The sequence below is a fragment of the Pseudomonas sp. HMSC076A11 genome, assembly GCF_001810205.1.
In the GTDB taxonomy this organism is placed as follows: domain Bacteria; phylum Pseudomonadota; class Gammaproteobacteria; order Pseudomonadales; family Pseudomonadaceae; genus Pseudomonas; species Pseudomonas aeruginosa.
On the sequence record NZ_KV800314.1, the window covers coordinates 1 to 18,655 of the forward strand.

12 protein-coding genes, 4 tRNA genes and 2 pseudogenes are annotated in these 18,655 nt (G+C 60.6%); 14 read left to right on the plus strand and 4 right to left on the minus strand.

Annotated features, from left to right (window positions below):
- Window positions 1-69 precede the first annotated feature (69 nt).
- The 8 genes and pseudogenes from HMPREF2716_RS30060 to HMPREF2716_RS18385 all read left to right on the plus strand — a co-directional run.
- Window positions 70-348: pseudogene (locus HMPREF2716_RS30060) on the plus strand (glycosyltransferase); the annotation flags it as partial.
- Window positions 349-352: 4 nt separating this feature from the next.
- Complete coding sequence (gene asnB, locus HMPREF2716_RS18355) at window positions 353-2,236, plus strand: asparagine synthase (glutamine-hydrolyzing) (protein WP_003122252.1); 1,884 nt, start codon at window positions 353-355, stop codon at window positions 2,234-2,236.
- Entirely contained in the window at window positions 2,233-3,384 is a 1,152-nt protein-coding gene (locus tag HMPREF2716_RS18360) for a glycosyltransferase family 4 protein (protein WP_003122253.1), read from the plus strand. Before asnB ends, HMPREF2716_RS18360 begins: the two co-directional genes overlap by 4 nt.
- A gap of 43 nt (window positions 3,385-3,427) precedes the next feature.
- Window positions 3,428-4,558 carry a glycosyltransferase family 4 protein gene (locus HMPREF2716_RS18365; RefSeq protein WP_003122254.1) on the plus strand — a complete coding sequence of 377 codons (1,131 nt, stop codon included), beginning with the start codon at window positions 3,428-3,430 and terminating at the stop codon, window positions 4,556-4,558.
- On the plus strand, window positions 4,555-5,517 hold the full coding sequence (locus HMPREF2716_RS18370) for a UDP-glucose 4-epimerase family protein (RefSeq protein ID WP_016253165.1): 963 nt from the start codon (window positions 4,555-4,557) through the stop codon (window positions 5,515-5,517). Before HMPREF2716_RS18365 ends, HMPREF2716_RS18370 begins: the two co-directional genes overlap by 4 nt.
- Window positions 5,517-6,553, plus strand: a pseudogene (locus HMPREF2716_RS18375) (glycosyltransferase family 4 protein). Before HMPREF2716_RS18370 ends, HMPREF2716_RS18375 begins: the two are co-directional and overlap by 1 nt.
- Window positions 6,554-6,750: 197 nt before the next feature.
- Window positions 6,751-8,748: a polysaccharide biosynthesis protein gene (locus tag HMPREF2716_RS18380; protein WP_003122257.1), complete on the plus strand. Its 1,998-nt coding sequence runs from the start codon at window positions 6,751-6,753 to the stop codon at window positions 8,746-8,748.
- A 190-nt stretch (window positions 8,749-8,938) separates the two neighbouring features.
- Entirely contained in the window at window positions 8,939-9,268 is a 330-nt protein-coding gene (locus HMPREF2716_RS18385) for a ComEA family DNA-binding protein (protein WP_003104586.1), read from the plus strand.
- Window positions 9,269-9,340: 72 nt separating this feature from the next.
- Here HMPREF2716_RS18385 and HMPREF2716_RS18390 read toward each other — a convergent pair.
- Together HMPREF2716_RS18390 and HMPREF2716_RS18395 are read right to left on the minus strand one after the other, a co-directional pair.
- Window positions 9,341-9,416, minus strand: a tRNA-Asn gene (locus HMPREF2716_RS18390).
- A 68-nt stretch (window positions 9,417-9,484) separates the two neighbouring features.
- Window positions 9,485-10,681 (minus strand): amino acid aminotransferase, encoded by a 1,197-nt coding sequence (locus HMPREF2716_RS18395; protein WP_003104588.1) that lies wholly within the window; start codon window positions 10,679-10,681, stop codon window positions 9,485-9,487.
- Between the two features lie 187 nt (window positions 10,682-10,868).
- On the opposite strand from HMPREF2716_RS18395, the gene uvrB reads away from it, so the two are divergent.
- Window positions 10,869-12,881 carry an excinuclease ABC subunit UvrB gene (uvrB, locus tag HMPREF2716_RS18400; RefSeq protein ID WP_003104590.1) on the plus strand — a complete coding sequence of 671 codons (2,013 nt, stop codon included), beginning with the start codon at window positions 10,869-10,871 and terminating at the stop codon, window positions 12,879-12,881.
- A gap of 3 nt (window positions 12,882-12,884) precedes the next feature.
- Here uvrB and HMPREF2716_RS18405 read toward each other — a convergent pair whose 3' ends face one another.
- The gene (locus HMPREF2716_RS18405; RefSeq protein WP_003119736.1) at window positions 12,885-14,384 is read right to left on the minus strand and encodes an MDR family MFS transporter; all 1,500 of its coding nucleotides are present in this window, start codon (window positions 14,382-14,384) and stop codon (window positions 12,885-12,887) included.
- Window positions 14,385-14,433: 49 nt separating this feature from the next.
- Window positions 14,434-15,468, minus strand: coding sequence for an HlyD family secretion protein (locus tag HMPREF2716_RS18410; protein ID WP_031801266.1), 1,035 nt, complete (start codon window positions 15,466-15,468; stop codon window positions 14,434-14,436).
- A 102-nt stretch (window positions 15,469-15,570) separates the two neighbouring features.
- On the opposite strand from HMPREF2716_RS18410, the gene HMPREF2716_RS18415 reads away from it, so the two are divergent.
- The 5 genes from HMPREF2716_RS18415 (at window position 15,571) to HMPREF2716_RS18435 (ending at window position 18,581) form a co-directional block, all read left to right on the plus strand.
- A complete protein-coding gene (locus tag HMPREF2716_RS18415; protein WP_003091419.1) occupies window positions 15,571-16,491 on the plus strand; it encodes a LysR family transcriptional regulator in 921 nt (306 codons plus the stop codon).
- Between the two features lie 37 nt (window positions 16,492-16,528).
- The gene (gltX, locus tag HMPREF2716_RS18420; protein WP_031801264.1) at window positions 16,529-18,013 is read left to right on the plus strand and encodes a glutamate--tRNA ligase; all 1,485 of its coding nucleotides are present in this window, start codon (window positions 16,529-16,531) and stop codon (window positions 18,011-18,013) included.
- A 201-nt stretch (window positions 18,014-18,214) separates the two neighbouring features.
- Window positions 18,215-18,290, plus strand: a tRNA-Ala gene (locus tag HMPREF2716_RS18425).
- 46 nt (window positions 18,291-18,336) lie between these two features.
- Window positions 18,337-18,412 (plus strand) — tRNA-Glu (locus HMPREF2716_RS18430).
- A 93-nt stretch (window positions 18,413-18,505) separates the two neighbouring features.
- Window positions 18,506-18,581: transfer RNA gene (locus HMPREF2716_RS18435), tRNA-Ala, on the plus strand.
- Window positions 18,582-18,655 lie beyond the last annotated feature (74 nt).

An 18,655-nucleotide genomic window follows, 5' to 3' on the forward strand; every position in this document is an offset into this window, starting at 1 on the left:
TAAATCGGTGTCCGGGATCAGTAGACCACTACACTTGCCGATGATCTATGGTCGAGGGGGAAGTGTAGCTACAAAATGTTGCTTTATATGGCCTGTGGCTTGCCGGTAGTGGTTTCCGAGTATGGTATGAACCGCGATGTTCTAGCCCGAGGCTTCATCGGATATGGTGCGGTGGACGACGAGGGCTGGTATGAGTCACTTGCGGCTTTGGTCAAAGATCCGGAAGCCCGTGTGCGTGCAGGGCAAAATGGAAGAGATATTATCGAAAGGCACTATTCTCTCGATGTCGTTTGTGACCTGTGGGCAATGGTCATTGGCTCGGTAGCGCCTGGAAAGGGAACGAGGTGATTTGATGTGTGGTATCGCTGGCTTCTGGAATATTACGGGAACTCTCCTAGGGGATAATGCACGTGTGGCCCGGCAGATGGCTGCCGCCATACATCATCGTGGACCGGATGAGTCGGGGATTTGGTACGAGGCTCCGCGCGCCCCGATACTTGTCCATGCGCGTCTTGCGGTTCTGGAGCTTTCCCCCGCAGGCAGCCAGCCCATGCACTCCGACTGTGGTCGGTATGTGCTGATTTACAATGGCGAGATATACAACCATCTGGCTCTTAGGGCTCGCCTGAGCGAGGCAGGTGTAACACATTCCTGGCGTGGCGGATCGGATACCGAAACCTTATTGGCATGCTTTGCCCAATGGGGCGTGGAGAGTACCCTCAAGCTCACCGTGGGTATGTTCGCTCTGGCCTTGTGGGATCGACAGGAGAAAACAATTACTCTGGCTCGTGATCGAATGGGCGAAAAGCCTCTCTATTGGGGCTGGCAGAATGGCGTGCTTTTTTTTGCATCCGAACTGAAGGCCCTGAAAGAACATCCGCTTTTTAGGGGGGATATTGATAGAGATGCCTTGGCCCTATTTCTACGATATGGATATGTCCCGGCTCCCTATAGTATTTATAAAGGTATCGGGAAGCTAAGGGCAGGGAGCTATTTGGTCCTATCGGAACGTTCATTGAACGAGACCTGCGAACCTGCTGCCTATTGGAGTGCGAACGCCGCGATAGAAGAGGCTCTCTCCAATCCATTCCAGGGAACGGATGCCGAGGCAGTTGATCTTCTGGAAAGCCAGTTGAGAACTAGCATATCGGATCAGATGGTCTCCGATGTTCCTTTGGGAGCTTTTCTGAGCGGTGGGGTGGATAGTAGTACGGTCGTGGCGCTGATGCAGCAGCAGTCCTCACGCCCTATACGGACATTCTCTATTGGCTTTGATGAGCCTGGGTATGATGAGGCTGTTTACGCAAAGGCGGTTGCAGAACATATCGGTACCGATCATACAGAGCTCTATGTCAATTCAAAAGATGCTCTAGATGTAATTCCATCTTTGCCAAAGATCTACTGTGAGCCATTTGGTGACAGTTCGCAGATACCAACCTTGATTGTCAGTGGATTGGCCAGGCAGCAAGTTACTGTTGCGCTGAGTGGAGATGGTGGTGATGAACTGTTTGGCGGCTACAATCCCTATCAGTTTACTCCCCGTGTCTGGCGCATGCTGGAGCGATTTCCTCATTCCATGCGGCGTTTCGCATCGGCTTTTGCTCAGGATTTACCTTTACCTGACAAGTTGGGGAAGCTGCGTGACGTATTTGCTTCGAGGACGGCCGAGGAGCTTTTCTATCGATTGAACAGTCACTGGAGAAATCACGAATACCCGGTCATAGGTGCACAAGGTCACACGGCACTATTGGATACTCCAGAAAGATGGCCAAGGGTGGACTCGTTCCAGCACTGGATGATGGCCATGGATGTTCAGGGCTACATGCCTGACGACATTCTGGTGAAGGTAGACAGAGCAGCGATGGCTAACAGCCTGGAAACCCGGGTTCCACTGATAGACCATCGCGTGTTCGAACTGGCTTGGCGCATGCCGTTGCATATGAAGATTCGCAATGGAAAAGGAAAGTGGTTGCTTCGTGAAGTCTTGTATAGGCATGTTTCGCGAGAGCTCATAGAGCGGCCCAAGAAGGGGTTTTCCGTTCCTGTCTCCGATTGGCTGAGAGGCCCTCTGAAAGAGTGGGCTGAATCGCTGCTTGATGAGCGACGCCTTCAGCAAGAAGGTTATTTGGATAGTAGGTTGATACGCAGGATCTGGAACGACCACTTGGCGGGAAGGCGGGACCACTCAAGACGCCTCTGGAGTGTTCTCATGTTCCAAGCGTGGTTGGAGTCATGACCACAGTAAAAGTTATCCACGTGATAGCCGGCCTGAAGAAAGTCGGCGGTGCTGAGCTAATGCTCAAGCGGTTGATCGAGACTCAAAATGGCGGCAGTGAATTCGAACATTCGATTATTTCACTGTCTGATCTTGGTGAGTTTGGGCAGGGTCTGATTGAGGCTGGTATATCTGTTGATGTGCTTGGCATGACCTCGATGAGGGATATGCCTCGGGTGCTCCTTCGTCTGATAGGGATATTTCGTGAAAGGAGGCCCGATATAGTCCAAACATGGATGTATCATTCCGATCTTCTTGGTGGATTGGCTGCCAGAATGGCCGGTATTGGCGGGATTATATGGGGAGTCCGCACGACCGACCTTCAAGAGGGCGGCAAGAGTACGACTGTTCTGGTACGGAAGGTGTGTGCCTGGCTATCCGGATTCTTGCCAAAATATATTGTTTGCGCCGCCGAGGCCTCAAGGCGCTCACACATTGCTGTTGGCTACAACGCAAGCAGGATGCTGGTCATTCCCAACGGTTTCGATCTCACTCGCCTGCAGGCGACCGACGAACAGCGGTCCGCTATCAGGAGTGGAGCTGGCATAGAGGCCAGCGATATCGTGATTGGCAGTCTAGGCAGATTCCACCCGGTAAAGGATCATGCTTCCTTTGTCGCAGCTGCCGGTCTGCTGGCTCCACGTTATTCGCGCTTGAAGTTTCTTTTGGTGGGACGGGAGCTGCTGTCTTCCAATGCTGAATTGCAGCGCCTCATCGAAGCTACCGGGTATGCGGAGCGCTTCATCCTGCTTGGAGAGCGGCAAGATGTAGCTTCGTGTCTGAAAGCCATGGATATCTTCTGTCTGCATTCTCGCACGGAGGGATTCCCCAATGTTCTTGGTGAAGCCATGGCCATGGGATTGCCTTGTATTACCACTGATGTGGGGGATGCGGCTTATTTGCTAGGTAACGACGGCGTCGTCGTTCCGGCCTTGGATCCGAATGCGCTCGGCAAAGGTATCGAGGATCTCATTGCGTTGGATGTCGAGGGTCGTCGGGCACTTGGTGAGGCTGCAAGACAGAGGATTTACTCGAACTTCACGATGGCCAGTGCCTCTCAGCGTTTCATGAGTCTGTATCGCGACATTCTTGTAAAAAGAAAAGCTTGACGAGCTTGAAGGTTATGTTTGTAAAACGCATCGAGGAGTTTGCATGAAGCCGGTATTGTTGATGATAGTGAACGACCCGGCTTTCTTCATGTCTCACCGTTTACCGGTCGCTGTCGGAGCCCAGCAGGCTGGTTTCCAGGTACATATCGCCACACGCCCTGGTGACGCGGTGAAAAAGATCGTCTCCCAAGGTTTTCTGCATCATGAATTGCCACTGTCCAGAAGCGGAAAAAATCCTTTTTCAGAGCTGTATCTGCTGACTTATGTCTGGCGCCTTTTGTGGAGATTGCGGCCTGATGTTTTACACCTGGTTACCATCAAGCCGGTAATCTATGGCGGTATCGCCGCACGCTTGGCGCCGGTGAAGGGGGTCGTGGCGGCCGTTTCCGGACTTGGTTTCGTTTTCATGGCCAAGGGTCTGAAGGCCTGCGCGTTTCGTGCCTGTGTCGCCTGGCTTTATCGGCGGGCTTTGGGCAAGAAAAAGTTGCGTGTCATCTTTCAAAATCCCGATGATCGGGACGCGCTGATCGGCCTGGGTGCGATCACTTTTGAAAAGTCCGTCCTGATTCGCGGTTCGGGGGTCGACCTGACGCAGTACCAGCCGGCCCCGGAAAGCCCCGAAACGCCGGTGGTCACATTGGCGGCTCGGTTGCTCAGGGACAAGGGTGTGCTGGAATTCGTCGAAGCGGCAAATATCCTTAGGCAGCGCAGCGTACCGGCACATTTTCAACTGGTCGGAGACCTGGATCCTGGGAACCCCACCAGTATCGAGCCGTCCGAACTAGAGCGTTGGCGTAGCGAGGGCACGATCGAGTGTCTTGGTTATCGCCAGGATATCGCGTCTGTCTTCGCCCGTTCGCATATAGTCGTTCTGCCTTCTTATCGTGAAGGGCTTCCTAAGGTCCTGGTCGAGGCGTCGGCGTGCGGGCGTGCGGTTGTGACGACCGATGTACCGGGTTGCCGGGATGCAATCCAGGCTGATGTTACGGGCCTGCTCGTGCCGGTGCGTGATTCTGCTGCTCTGGCGGATGCCATTCAGCGTCTTATTGAGTCGCCAGAGTTGCGCAAGAAGATGGGAGCTGCTGGGCGAGCGTTGGCAGAGCGTGATTTTGCGATCGAAAGTATCGTCCAACAGCACCTGGATATTTATCGGGCACTAGGGAGCGGAGCTTGACGCGACATAATGTATTGGTAACGGGGGCAACCGGATTCATCGGGGCCGCGCTGGTCAATAGTCTCTGTTCTTCCGGGCAGTACAAGGTTTGGGCCGGGTGCCGCCGAAGAGGTGGGGCCTGGCCTCGAGGGGTTACTCCCTTGCTTCTGGGTGAACTGGGCAGTTCTGTTGTCTGGGATGCGGAGTCGGCCATCGATACGGTGGTTCATTGCGCTGCCCGCGTGCATGTCATGAGCGAGACGGCCTCCGATCCGCTCGTCGAGTTCCGCAAGGCCAACGTTCAGGGGACACTTGATCTGGCCCGGGAGGCCGTATCCCGGGGAGTGCGGCGTTTCATCTTTATCAGCTCGATAAAGGTCAATGGCGAGGGAACTGAGCCCGGTCGGCCCTATACTGCGGACAGTCCGCCCAATCCTGTCGATCCCTATGGCGTTTCCAAACGGGAAGCGGAGCAAGCGCTATTGGATCTGGCGGAAGAGACCGGACTGGAGGTTGTGATCATCCGACCGGTCCTGGTTTATGGTCCAGGGGTCAAGGCCAACGTACAGACCATGATGCGCTGGCTGAAGCGCGGCGTGCCCCTCCCTCTAGGGGCTATTCATAATCGGCGTAGTCTGGTGTCGCTGGATAATCTTGTCGACCTCATCATCACCTGCATCGAGCATCCGGCTGCGGTCGGGCAAGTTTTCCTCGTAAGCGACGGTGAGGATCTTTCCACCACCGAGTTGCTGCGGAGAATGGGACGCGCCTTGGGCGCTCCCGCTCGCCTGCTGCCTGTTCCCGCCAGTTGGATCGGTGCAGCGGCGAAAGTTCTGAACAGGCAGGCATTTGCTCGCCGCCTGTGCGGCTCATTGCAAGTCGATATCATGAAAACCCGCCAAGTGCTTGGCTGGACTCCGCCGGTAGGGGTGGACCAGGCATTGGAGAAAACCGCCCGCTCTTTCCTGGATCGCCAATGATGAATCTATGGTTGTTGTTGCCGGCGGTTGCCGCTCTTTCCCTGCTGTTGACCGCCGGCTTGCGCCGTTACGCGATTGCCCGCAGCTTGATCGATGTACCCAATGCTCGAAGTTCTCACCAGGTGCCGACGCCTAGGGGGGCGGTGTCGCTATCGTGCTCTCCTTCCTGCTGGCAGTGCTGCTTGCGGCGATATTGGGCGCGGTGAAACCGGATCTGGCCACTGGTATCCTGGGGGCGGGTATTGGGATCGCATTGCTGGGCTTCCTCGACGATCATGGCCATATCGCTGCCCGTTGGCGTTTGCTCGGCCATTTCGCCGGTGCTTGCTGGCTGCTGTACTGGCTTGGAGGTTTGCCTGCATTGGCCTTTTTCGGCCTTGTGGTCGATCTGGGGTGGGTTGGACACATAGCTGCGGCGTTCTATCTGGTATGGATGCTCAATCTCTACAATTTCATGGACGGTATCGATGGGATTGCCAGCGTTGAGGCTGTGTGTGTGTGCGTTGGCGCTGCCCTGCTTGTCGTGGTCAGTGGTGTAGGTTCCGATGAGGCATCCCAGGGCGTTTGGTTGGCGGCGCTGCTGGCAGCCGCGGTGACGGGGTTCCTTTTCTGGAATTTCCCTCCTGCGCGGATCTTCATGGGGGATGCTGGTAGCGGTTTCTTGGGGGTTATCATTGGTGGCCTTTCCCTGCAAGCCGCATGGGTCTCGCCGCAACTCTTCTGGGGTTGGCTCATCCTGCTGGGGGTATTCATTGTTGATGCCACCCTGACCTTGTTGCGCCGGTTGCTGCGGGGAGACAAGGTTTATGAGGCGCATCGCAGTCACGCATACCAGTATGCTTCTCGTCATTACGGGCGTCATCTTCCTGTTACCCTGGCAGTGGGAGGCATCAACATCTTCTGGTTGTTGCCACTGGCACTGCTTGTCGCAGCGGGGAAGATCGACGGCATGCTTGCTTTGTTGATTGGCTACCTGCCTCTGGCGTTCCTGGCGCTCCGTTTTAAGGCCGGAGTCCTGGAATCACGCGCTGCTTGAATGTCCCGGTTGGCTGGAGGCGCGGGACGATTTTCCGGGAACGTATAATATGAAAGGAATGTGCAAGCGATGATCAGTAGTGACTACTGCCGATAGCGTGATTTGGGTTCCGGAATGGTATTTGCCAGACCAAGGAAATGGACTGCCCGGACTTGTTCGGGTGGATGCGGGTGCAGTGAAGGGGGCTGATTAATAGGATGTTGGATAACTTGCGTGGACGCCTCCTGGGATTGCCGCGCCGCCAGAAGCGCATTCTTCAGGTTGCGACGGACATCGGCCTGGTGTGGCTTTCATTGTGGCTGGCTTTCCTGGTGCGTCTCGGCACCGAAGACATGATCGATCCGTTCGGGGATCACGCCTGGCTGTTCATAGCGGCGCCTCTAACCGCCATCCCGCTCTTCATCCGCTTCGGCATGTACCGGGCGGTGATGCGCTACCTGGGCAACGACGCCCTTATCGCGATCGCCAAGGCCGTCACCATTTCCGCGCTGGTCCTGTCGTTGCTGGTCTACTGGTACCGCTCCCCGCCGGCGGTGGTGCCGCGTTCCCTGGTGTTCAACTACTGGTGGTTGAGCATGCTGCTGATCGGCGGCTTGCGTCTGGCCATGCGCCAGTATTTCATGGGCGACTGGTACTCTGCTGTGCAGTCGGTACCATTTCTCAATCGCCAGGATGGCCTGCCCAGGGTGGCCATCTATGGCGCGGGGGCGGCCGGCAACCAGTTGGTTGCGGCATTGCGTCTCGGTCGGGCGATGCGTCCGGTGGCGTTCATCGATGACGACAAGCAGATCGCCAACCGGGTCATCGCCGGTCTGCGGGTCTATACCGCCAAGCATATCCGCCAGATGATCGACGAGACGGGCGCGCAGGAGGTTCTCCTGGCGATTCCTTCCGCCACTCGGGCCCGGCGCCGAGAGATTCTCGAGTCCCTGGAGCCGTTCCCGCTGCACGTGCGCAGCATGCCCGGCTTCATGGACCTGGCCAGCGGCCGGGTCAAGGTGGACGACCTGCAGGAGGTGGACATCGCTGACCTGCTGGGGCGCGACAGCGTCGCACCGCGCAAGGAGCTGCTGGAACGGTGCATCCGCGGTCAGGTGGTGATGGTGACTGGGGCGGGCGGTTCTATCGGTTCGGAACTCTGTCGGCAGATCATGAGTTGTTCGCCTAGCGTGCTGATCCTGTTCGAGCACAGCGAATACAACCTCTACAGCATCCATCAGGAACTGGAGCGTCGGATCAAGCGCGAGTCGCTTTCGGTGAACCTGTTGCCGATCCTCGGTTCGGTGCGCAATCCCGAGCGCCTGGTGGACGTGATGCGTACCTGGAAGGTCAATACCGTCTACCATGCGGCGGCCTACAAGCATGTGCCGATCGTCGAGCACAACATCGCCGAGGGCGTTCTCAACAACGTGATAGGCACCTTGCATGCGGTGCAGGCCGCGGTGCAGGTCGGCGTGCAGAACTTCGTGCTGATTTCCACCGACAAGGCGGTGCGACCGACCAATGTGATGGGCAGCACCAAGCGCCTGGCGGAGATGGTCCTTCAGGCGCTCAGCAACGAATCGGCACCGGTGCTGTTCGGCGATCGGAAGGACGTGCATCACGTCAACAAGACCCGTTTCACCATGGTCCGCTTCGGCAACGTCCTCGGTTCGTCCGGTTCGGTCATTCCGCTGTTCCGCGAGCAGATCAAGCGCGGCGGCCCGGTGACGGTCACCCACCCGAGCATCACCCGTTACTTCATGACCATTCCCGAGGCGGCGCAGTTGGTCATCCAGGCCGGTTCGATGGGGCAGGGCGGAGATGTATTCGTGCTGGACATGGGGCCGCCGGTGAAGATCCTGGAGCTCGCCGAGAAGATGATCCACCTGTCCGGCCTGAGCGTGCGTTCCGAGCGTTCGCCCCATGGTGACATCGCCATCGAGTTCAGTGGCCTGCGTCCTGGCGAGAAGCTCTACGAAGAGCTGCTGATCGGTGACAACGTGAATCCCACCGACCATCCGATGATCATGCGGGCCAACGAGGAACACCTGAGTTGGGAGGCCTTCAAGGTCGTGCTGGAGCAGTTGCTGGCCGCCGTGGAGAAGGACGACTACTCGCGGGTTCGCCAGTTGCTGCGGGAAACCGTCAGCGGCTATGCGCCTGACGGTGAAATCGTCGACTGGATCTATCGCCAGAGGCGGCGAGAACCCTGAGTCATCGTTCTCCGGAAAAGGCCGCCTAGCGGCCTTTTTTGTTTTCTCCGTACGATGTTTCCGGTGCCGGACCAGGAAGCGACTGCTTTGCTGGGGCTGTCGATCCAGGTGCGTTCCACGGCGATAAGGTGGTTTCGTGGATGGGCATGAAGCCCTCTACGTGGTCATTCATCTCTGAAGGAGTGCACCCATGCACCTAATCAAATCCGCTCTGCTTCTCATCCTGTTCGCCTGTCTTCCGTTTTCGGCTTCCGCCGCACCGGTCGCCGTCGCCAAGAATCCGCTGGCCGCAACGACACCTGCGACGACCGTGTCGCCGGGGGAGCAGGTCAATATCAATACGGTCGACGAGGCCGCCCTGATACGGGGGCTCAACGGTGTCGGCGAGGCCAAGGCCAGGGCGATCCTCGAGTATCGTGCGGCCCATGGTCCGTTCGTCTCGGTGGATCAACTGCTGGAAGTGAAAGGGGTAGGCCCGGCGTTGCTGGAGAAGAACCGGGCGCGGATCGTCATCGAGTGAGGTGCGACTGAAGGGGCGAACTTTCGTCCCGATAACGAAAAAGCCCCCGGCATGTGCCGAGGGCTTTGAATTTGGCTCCGCGACCTGGACTCGAACCAGGGACCCAATGATTAACAGTCATTTGCTCTACCGACTGAGCTATCGCGGAACAGCGAGACGTATGTTACTGATTAAAAAGGGGAAGTCAAGCCTCTCCCGATGACTTCCCCATTTTCCCTACAGGACCTGGACGATGGCCTTGGTGATGGTCTCCAGGTTCGATTTGTTCAGCGCGGCGACGCAGATACGGCCGGTGCTGACGGCGTAGATACCGAACTCGGTCTTCAGGCGCTCGACCTGGTCGGCGGTCAGGCCGGAATAGGAGAACATGCCACGTTGGCGACCGACGAAGCTGAAGTCGCGCTTGGCGCCGTGGGCTGCCAGTTGCTCGACCATCGCCAGGCGCATGTCGCGGATGCGGTCGCGCATCTCGCCCAGTTCCTGCTCCCAGAGGGCCCGCAGTTCCGGGCTGTTGAGCACGGAGGAGACGACGCTGGCGCCGTGGGTCGGTGGGTTCGAATAGTTGGTGCGGATCACCCGCTTCACCTGGGACAGCACGCGGGCCGATTCATCGCGGCTTTCGGTCACGATCGAGAGGGCGCCGACGCGTTCGCCATAGAGCGAGAAGGATTTGGAGAACGAGCTGGAAACGAAGAAGCTCAGGCCCGACTGGGCGAACAGGCGCACCGCGGCGGCGTCTTCCTCGATGCCGTTGCCGAAGCCCTGGTAGGCGATGTCGAGGAACGGCACGTGGCCCTTGGCCTTGAGCACGTCCAGCACCTGTTTCCAGTCGTCCAGCTCGAGATCGACGCCGGTCGGATTATGGCAGCAGGCGTGCAGAACCACGATCGAGCGGGCCGGCAGGGCATTCAGGTCTTCCAGCAGGCCGGCGCGGTTCACGCCATTGCTGGCGGCGTCGTAATAGCGGTAGTTCTGCACCGGGAAGCCGGCGGCTTCGAACAGTGCGCGGTGGTTTTCCCAGCTCGGGTCGCTGATGGCCACGGTGGCGTCGGGCAGCAGGCGCTTGAGGAAGTCGGCGCCGAGCTTGAGCGCGCCGGTGCCGCCGACGGCCTGGGTCGTGACCACACGGCCGGCGGCCAGCAACTCGGACTCGTTACCGAACAGCAGTTTCTGTACGCCCTGGTCGTAGGCGGCGATCCCTTCGATCGGCAGGTAGCCGCGCGGCGCGTGGGCCTCGATGCGGGCCTTCTCGGCAGCCTGCACGGCACGCAACAGCGGAATGCGCCCCTCCTCGTTGTAGTACACGCCCACGCCCAGGTTGATCTTGCCCGGACGGGTATCGGCGTTGAAGGCTTCGTTCAGGCCAAGGATGGGATCACGCGGTGCCATTTCGACGGCAGAAAACAGACTCATTTTGCGGCTGCTCGGAGTGTGAAGAGAGGAGGGCAACGCAACCCGTTATGCGGGGGCGCAAAGGGTTGCGCAAACGGGGGGTTATTATAGACACCCCTTGATGCATGCGGCGACATTTAGGTGCATGCTTTCAGCTATTTCTGACGCCGGATTTTCCTTGGCGTCACCGCTCCCTGCGAGGTTTTTCATGGATACGTTCCAACTCGACTCGCGCTTCAAGCCCGCCGGCGACCAGCCGGAAGCCATCCGGCAGATGGTCGAGGGGCTGGAGGCGGGGCTTTCGCACCAGACCCTGCTGGGGGTGACGGGCTCTGGCAAGACTTTCAGCATCGCCAACGTGATTGCCCAGGTGCAGCGCCCGACCCTGGTCCTGGCGCCGAACAAGACCCTGGCGGCCCAGCTCTACGGGGAGTTCAAGACGTTCTTCCCGCACAATTCCGTGGAGTACTTCGTTTCCTACTACGACTACTACCAGCCGGAGGCCTACGTACCGTCTTCCGATACCTATATCGAGAAGGACTCCTCGATCAACGACCATATCGAGCAGATGCGCCTGTCGGCGACCAAGGCGCTGCTCGAGCGTCCGGATGCGATCATCGTCGCCACCGTGTCGTCCATCTACGGCCTCGGTGATCCCGCGTCCTACCTGAAGATGGTCCTGCACCTGGACCGCGGCGACCGCATCGACCAGCGCGAACTGCTGCGGCGACTGACCAGCCTGCAGTACACCCGCAACGACATGGATTTCGCCCGTGCGACTTTCCGTGTGCGTGGCGATGTGATCGACATCTTCCCGGCCGAATCCGATCTCGAGGCGATTCGTGTCGAGTTGTTCGACGACGAGGTGGAAAGCCTCTCGGCCTTCGATCCGCTCACCGGCGAGGTGATCCGCAAGCTGCCGCGCTTCACCTTCTACCCCAAGAGCCACTACGTGACCCCGCGCGAGACGCTGCTGGAGGCGGTCGACCAGATCAAGGCCGAACTCAAGGAACGCCTGGACTACCTGCGCAACAACAACAAGCTGGTGGAAGCGCAGCGCCTGGAGCAGCGCACCCGTTTCGACCTGGAGATGATCCTCGAGCTGGGCTACTGCAACGGCATCGAGAACTACTCGCGCTATCTTTCCGGGCGGGCCCCCGGCGAGCCGCCGCCGACGCTCTACGACTACCTGCCGGCCAACTCGCTGCTGGTTATCGACGAATCGCACGTCAGCGTTCCGCAGGTCGGCGCGATGTTCAAGGGCGACCGCTCGCGCAAGGAGACCCTGGTGGAATACGGTTTCCGCCTGCCTTCGGCGCTGGACAACCGGCCGCTGCGCTTCGAAGAGTGGGAGGCGGTGAGTCCGCAGACCATCTTTGTCTCCGCCACCCCGGGCCCCTACGAGGCGGAGCATGCCGGGCGGGTCATCGAGCAGGTGGTGCGTCCCACCGGGCTGGTCGATCCGGAGATCGAGGTACGTCCGGCGATGACCCAGGTGGACGACCTGCTCTCGCAGATCCGCCAGCGTGTGGCCAAGGACGAGCGGGTGCTGGTGACTACCCTGACCAAGCGCATGGCCGAGGACCTCACCGATTATCTCGGCGATCACGACGTGCGGGTGCGCTACCTGCACTCGGACATCGATACCGTCGAGCGAGTGGAGATCATCCGCGACCTGCGCGCCGGTGCGTTCGACGTGCTGGTGGGGATCAACCTGCTGCGCGAAGGCCTGGACATGCCCGAGGTGTCGCTGGTGGCGATCCTCGACGCGGACAAGGAAGGCTTCCTGCGCTCGGAGCGCTCGCTGATCCAGACCATCGGTCGTGCCGCGCGCAACCTGCACGGCAAGGCGATCCTCTACGCCGACAACGTCACCGGCTCGATGCAGCGTGCGATCGACGAGACCGAGCGGCGTCGGGCCAAGCAGATCGCCTTCAACGAAGCCCATGGCATCGTGCCCAAGGGGGTGCGCAAGGACATCAAGGACATTCTCGAAGGCGCCGTGGTGCCCGGCGCGCGCGGCAAGCGCAAGGGCGTGGCCAAGGTGGCGGAGGAGAGCGGGCGCTACGAGAACGAACTGCGCTCGCCGAGCGAGATCAGCAAGCGCATCCGCCAACTGGAGGAAAAGATGTACCAGTTGGCCCGCGACCTGGAGTTCGAGGCGGCGGCGCAACTGCGCGACGAGATCCAGACGCTGCGCGAGCGCCTGGTCAACGTCTGATCCTCAGTGAGCCCCGGCGTCGGCGCGGGTGCCGATGCCGGCCGGCAGCGAGCGGGTCAGCAGCACCGCGAGCATGCTCACTGCGAGCACCATGCCGATGACATGGAAAGCATCGTTGTAGGCCATGATCATCGCCTGCTGGTGGGTGATCTCGCTGAGTTTGCCCAGCGCCGCCTGCTGGCTGCCCAGTTGCGCGGCGAGTTGCGCGAGGCGTTCGTCGACCTGCGGGTTGGTCGGCACCAGGGCTTCGCGCAGATAGTCGAAGTACACCTTGGCGCGACTGTCGAGCAGGGTCGCGAGCAGGGCGATGCCGATGGCGCCGCCGAGGTTGCGCAGGATGTTGAACAGGCTCGAGGCCGAGCCGGCATCCTGTGGCTGCAGGTAGGCGGTGGCGATCAGCGAAATGGTCACCATGATCATCGGCTGGCCGAGGGCGCGCAGTAGCTGGATCTGGTTGAACTGCGGTCCGGCGAAGTCCGGGTTGAGCACCCCGGAGAAGAAGCTGGCAAGGCCGAACAGGCCGAAGCCGGCGGCGCAGAGCAGGCGCGGCGAGACCAGCTTCATCAACTTCGGGACCAGCGGGATCAGGAACAGCTGGGGAATGCCCATCCACATGATCACCTCGCCGATCTGCATGGCGTTGTAGCCCTGGATTTGCGCCAGGTACAGCGGCAGTACGTAGATCGAGCCGTACAGGCCCATGCCCAGACCGATGCTGGAAATGCTCGCGAGGCCGAAGTTGCGGTTGCGCAGGATGCCCAGGTCGATCAGCGGGTTCGGCCGCGACAGTTGCAGGATGACGAACAGGACCAGGCTGAACAGGGCGACGCTGCCGAGGCTGACGATCAGTTGCGACTCCAGCCAGTCCTTGCGGTGACCTTCCTCGAGGAAAACCTGCAGGCAGCCCAGGCCGATGCCGAGGGTGACGATGCCGGCGTAGTCGGTACTCTTCAGCAGTTCCCAATGCGGCGCCTTTTTCTCCAGGCCGTAGAGCAGCCCGGCGATCATCAACAGGCCCGGCGGCACGTTGATATAGAAGATGTATTCCCAGCCGAAGTTTTCCGTCAGCCAGCCTCCCAGGGTCGGTCCGATGGAGGGCGCGAAGGTGGCGGTGATGGCGAACAGCGCCATGCCCTTCGGACGGTGGTGTTCCGGCAACTTGACCAGGGCCAGGGTGAACGCCAGCGGAATCAGCGCGCCGCCGGTGAAACCCTGCATGGCGCGGAACACGATCATGCTTTCCAGGTTCCAGGCGAACGAGCAGAGCAGCGAAGACACCAGGAAGCCCACCGAGATCATCACCGCCAGGCGGCGTGCCGAGAGCAGCTGCACCAGCCAGGCGGTCATCGGGATCATGATGATCTCCGCCACCAGGTAGGAGGTGGAGATCCACGAGCCTTCCTCGAGGGTTGCCGCCAGCGCGCCCTGGATGTCCTTCAGCGAGGAGTTGGTGATCTGGATGTCGAGCACCGCCATGAATGCGCCGAGCATGGCGCTGAGCACCGCGATCCAGTCGCGCCGGGTCGGTTCGCCAAGCGGCCGGGCCAGCGCCTCAGCGGTCACGGAGCTCGACCTCGGCTTCGACGGACATGCCGGGGCGGATGCGGCCATGCAGCGGGTTGTCGGCCTCGAGCACGATCTTCACCGGGATGCGTTGCACCACCTTGGTGAAGTTTCCGGTGGCGTTGTCCGGTGGCAGCAGGCTGAACTGCGCGCCGGAAGCGGCGAACAGGCTATCGATGCGGCCGTCGATAGGCGTGTCGGGGAAGGCGTCGAAGGTCAGGCGCGCCTTCTGCCCGTCGCGCATGCGGCCTACCTGGGTCTCCTTGAAGTTGGCCTGGACCCAGATGTCTTCGTCCGGCACCAGCGACAGCAAATGGGTGCCGACCTGCACGTACTGGCCGTTGCGTGCGCTGCGCTGGCCAACCAGGCCGCTGATCGGCGAATGGATCAGGGTGCGTGACAGGTTGATTTCGGCTTGCGCCAGTTCGGTGCGGGCGCTGGCGATCTGCGCTTCCAGGCGCTTGATCTCGGCGCCCAGGGTGTCGCGCTGGACGCGTTGTGCCTCGAGGTCGGCGCGGGCCTTGGCCAGTTGCGAGCGAGCCACATGGTTGTCGGCGGTGAGGGTGGTGACCCGTTCCTCGGAAACGTAGCCGGGCTTGCGCAGGGCTTCGGCGCGGTTCAGGTCGATCTGTGCGCGACCGAGGGTTGCCTGGCTGGCGTTGACGTCGGCGGCGCTGGCGGCGATCAGGCTGCCCTGCTGCACCAGCTTGCTGCGCGCCTGGGCCAGTTCCGCCTCGCGGGTGGCCAGCGCGGCCTGGGCGCGCTCGACGGCGAGCTTGAAGTCGGCGTCTTCCAGGCGTACCAGTAGCTGCCCCTTGTCCACGTGCTGGTTGTCGCGCACCAGGACTTCCTCGACCCGCGCGCCCAACTGGCTGGCCACCCGCGTGATCTCGCCCTGGACGTAGGCGTTGTCGGTGCTTTCCACGTGGCGGCCGATGAACCACCAGTGCAGGAAGAAGGCCAGGGCGATCAGGCCGACGGCCACCAGGAAGACGGTCAGGCGACGTTTGAGTTGGGCGGGCATGGGTGGAGTGTTCCGTCGGCAAAATTCGGCCAATCTAGCAGTGTTCCGCCGGACGTTATAGGCGCTACACTTCGGACTCTTTGTTGCTTATAGGGAACAATAATGGGGCTTGATGATGCGCTGATCTTCACCCGCGTGGTGGAGTACCACAGCTTCACCCAGGCCGCGCAGAGCCTGGGCATGCAGAAGTCCACGGTGAGCCGGCGCATCGCCCTGCTGGAGGAGCGTCTGGGCGTGCGCCTGCTCAATCGCACTACCCGAAAGTTGCGCCTGACCGAAGTAGGGCAGGCCTACTACGAGCGCTGCCGGCAGATCATGCACGATTTCGCCGAGGCCGAGCAGGCGGTCATGCAGTTGCAACAGGCGCCGTCGGGATTGCTGCGGATCACCTCGCCGATAGAGTTCGGCCAGATGTTCCTCGCCAGCCTGCTGGGCGACTTCATGCGCCAGTACCCGCAGATCACCGCCGAGGTCGAGCTGGCCTCGCGCAGCGTCGATCCGCTGCAGGAGGGCGTCGACATCGTGATCATGGTCGGCCAGCCGGAGGATTCCACCCTGGTGGCCCGTCGCCTGCTCTCTACCAGCCGCTGGCTCTGCGCCAGCCCCGACTACCTGGCGGCGCACGGCACGCCGACATCGGTGGCCGAGCTTGCCGGGCATCGCGCGGTCCTTCTGTCCACCGACTCCCAGCGCTACTGGCCGCTTTCCGGAGACAGCCTGCCCTGCCAGCGGGTGCTGTCCTGCAACAACATCACCTTCGCCCGCGAGGCGGTGGTCGCCGGTGCCGGTATTGCCGCGCTACCGGCGCTGATCTGTGCGGAGAGCGTGCACAGCGGGCGTCTGGTGCGTTTGCTGGCGGACGTGCCGTTGCCGGTCGGCGAACTGTATGCGGTCTATCCTTCGCGGCGTTTCCAGGCGATGAAGGTCAAGGCCTTCCTCGATTTCCTGATCAGCCGCCTGCCGGCCGACACCGGTCGTTTACTGGAGCCGGAGGCGGCCCGCCTGATAACATCGCGCCCCTGAATTTCCGTTTTAACTTCCGCTTGGCAAGAGAGTCTCCATGACCACTGTTCGTACTCGCATCGCCCCGTCGCCGACGGGCGACCCGCACGTCGGTACCGCATACATCGCGCTGTTCAACCTGTGCTTCGCGCGTCAGCACGGCGGTCAGTTCATCCTGCGCATCGAGGACACCGACCAGCTGCGTTCGACGCGGGAGTCCGAGCAGCAGATCTACGACGCCCTGCGCTGGCTCGGCATCGAATGGGACGAGGGCCCGGACGTCGGCGGCCCGCATGGCCCGTACCGGCAGAGCGAGCGCGAGCATATCTACAAGAAGTATTCGGACGAACTGGTCGAGAAGGGCCATGCCTTCACCTGCTTCTGCACGCCCGAGCGCCTCGATGCGGTTCGCGCCGAGCAGATGGCGCGCAAGGAAACCCCGCGCTACGACGGCCACTGCATGCACCTGCCGAAGGATGAGGTGCAGCGCCGCCTCGCCGCCGGCGAGTCCCACGTCACCCGCATGAAGGTGCCGACCGAGGGCGTCTGCGTGGTGCCGGACATGCTCCGCGGCGATGTCGAGATTCCGTGGGATCGCATGGACATGCAGGTGCTGATGAAGGCCGACGGCCTGCCCACCTACTTCCTCGCCAACGTGGTCGACGACCACCTGATGGGCATCACCCACGTCCTGCGCGGCGAAGAGTGGCTGCCGTCGGCGCCCAAGCTGATCAAGCTCTACGAGTATTTCGGCTGGGAGCAGCCGCAGCTGTGCTACATGCCACTGCTGCGCAACCCGGACAAGAGCAAGCTGTCCAAGCGCAAGAATCCGACCTCTATCACCTTCTACGAGCGCATGGGCTACCTGCCGCAGGCGCTGCTCAACTACCTCGGGCGGATGGGCTGGTCGATGCCGGACGAGCGCGAGAAATTCACCCTCGCCGAGATGATCGAGCATTTCGACCTGTCGCGCGTCTCCCTGGGCGGACCGATCTTCGACCTGGAGAAGCTCTCCTGGCTGAACGGGCAGTGGATCCGCGAGCAGTCCGTGGAGGAGTTCGCCCGTGAGGTGCAGAAGTGGGCGTTGAATCCCGAATACCTGATGAAGATCGCTCCGCACGTGCAGGGACGGGTGGAGAACTTCAGCCAGATCGCGCCGCTGGCCGGATTCTTCTTCAGCGGCGGGGTGCCGCTGGACGTTTCGCTGTTCGAACACAAGAAGCTCGATCCGACCCAGGTCCGCCAGGTCCTGCAACTGGTGCTGTGGAAACTCGAATCCCTGCGCCAGTGGGAGAAGGAACGCATCACCGGCTGCATCCAGGCTGTCGCCGAACACCTCCAGCTCAAGCTGCGCGACGTGATGCCGCTGATGTTCCCGGCCATCACCGGGCATGCCAGCTCGGTTTCGGTGCTGGACGCCATGGAGATCCTTGGCGCCGACCTGTCGCGTTATCGCTTGCGCCAGGCCCTGGAGCTGCTGGGCGGGGCGTCGAAAAAGGAAACCAAGGAGTGGGAGAAGATCCGCGACGCCATTCCCGGCTGACCGGCTTTCTCCCACAGTCGATGACGAGGCCCGCCCAGTTGCGGGCCTCGTTTTTGGGGGAGGGGAGGTAAGTGATTGTTCTTCCGGTAAAATTTTTTAGGTTTCGATGAAAAATAATGTTGACAGCCTCAAGCCTCGCCCTTAGTATGCGCCCCGTCTTCACGACGAACTCAACGAAGTGAAGCGATCAAGCGGTACTTTGGGGCTATAGCTCAGCTGGGAGAGCGCTTGCATGGCATGCAAGAGGTCGACGGTTCGATCCCGTCTAGCTCCACCACATTCCAAGGCCAGCATCGCTGGCCTTACTTTTCGAAGGTTTCATTGTCCCCTTCGTCTAGTGGCCTAGGACACCGCCCTTTCACGGCGGTAACAGGGGTTCGAGTCCCCTAGGGGACGCCATTTCATGTTCATCCGTCCCAGCAATGGATGAGCGTGTCGATGACCGGAAGGTTGTCGAAGCGATCGGAAGATCGCCCGCCTGATGGCGAATTCGGGGCTATAGCTCAGCTGGGAGAGCGCTTGCATGGCATGCAAGAGGTCGACGGTTCGATCCCGTCTAGCTCCACCAAATTGCCGGGAATACGCGGTTGGTTTTGCGGATTCCTACGAAGGTTTCGTCCCCTTCGTCTAGTGGCCTAGGAC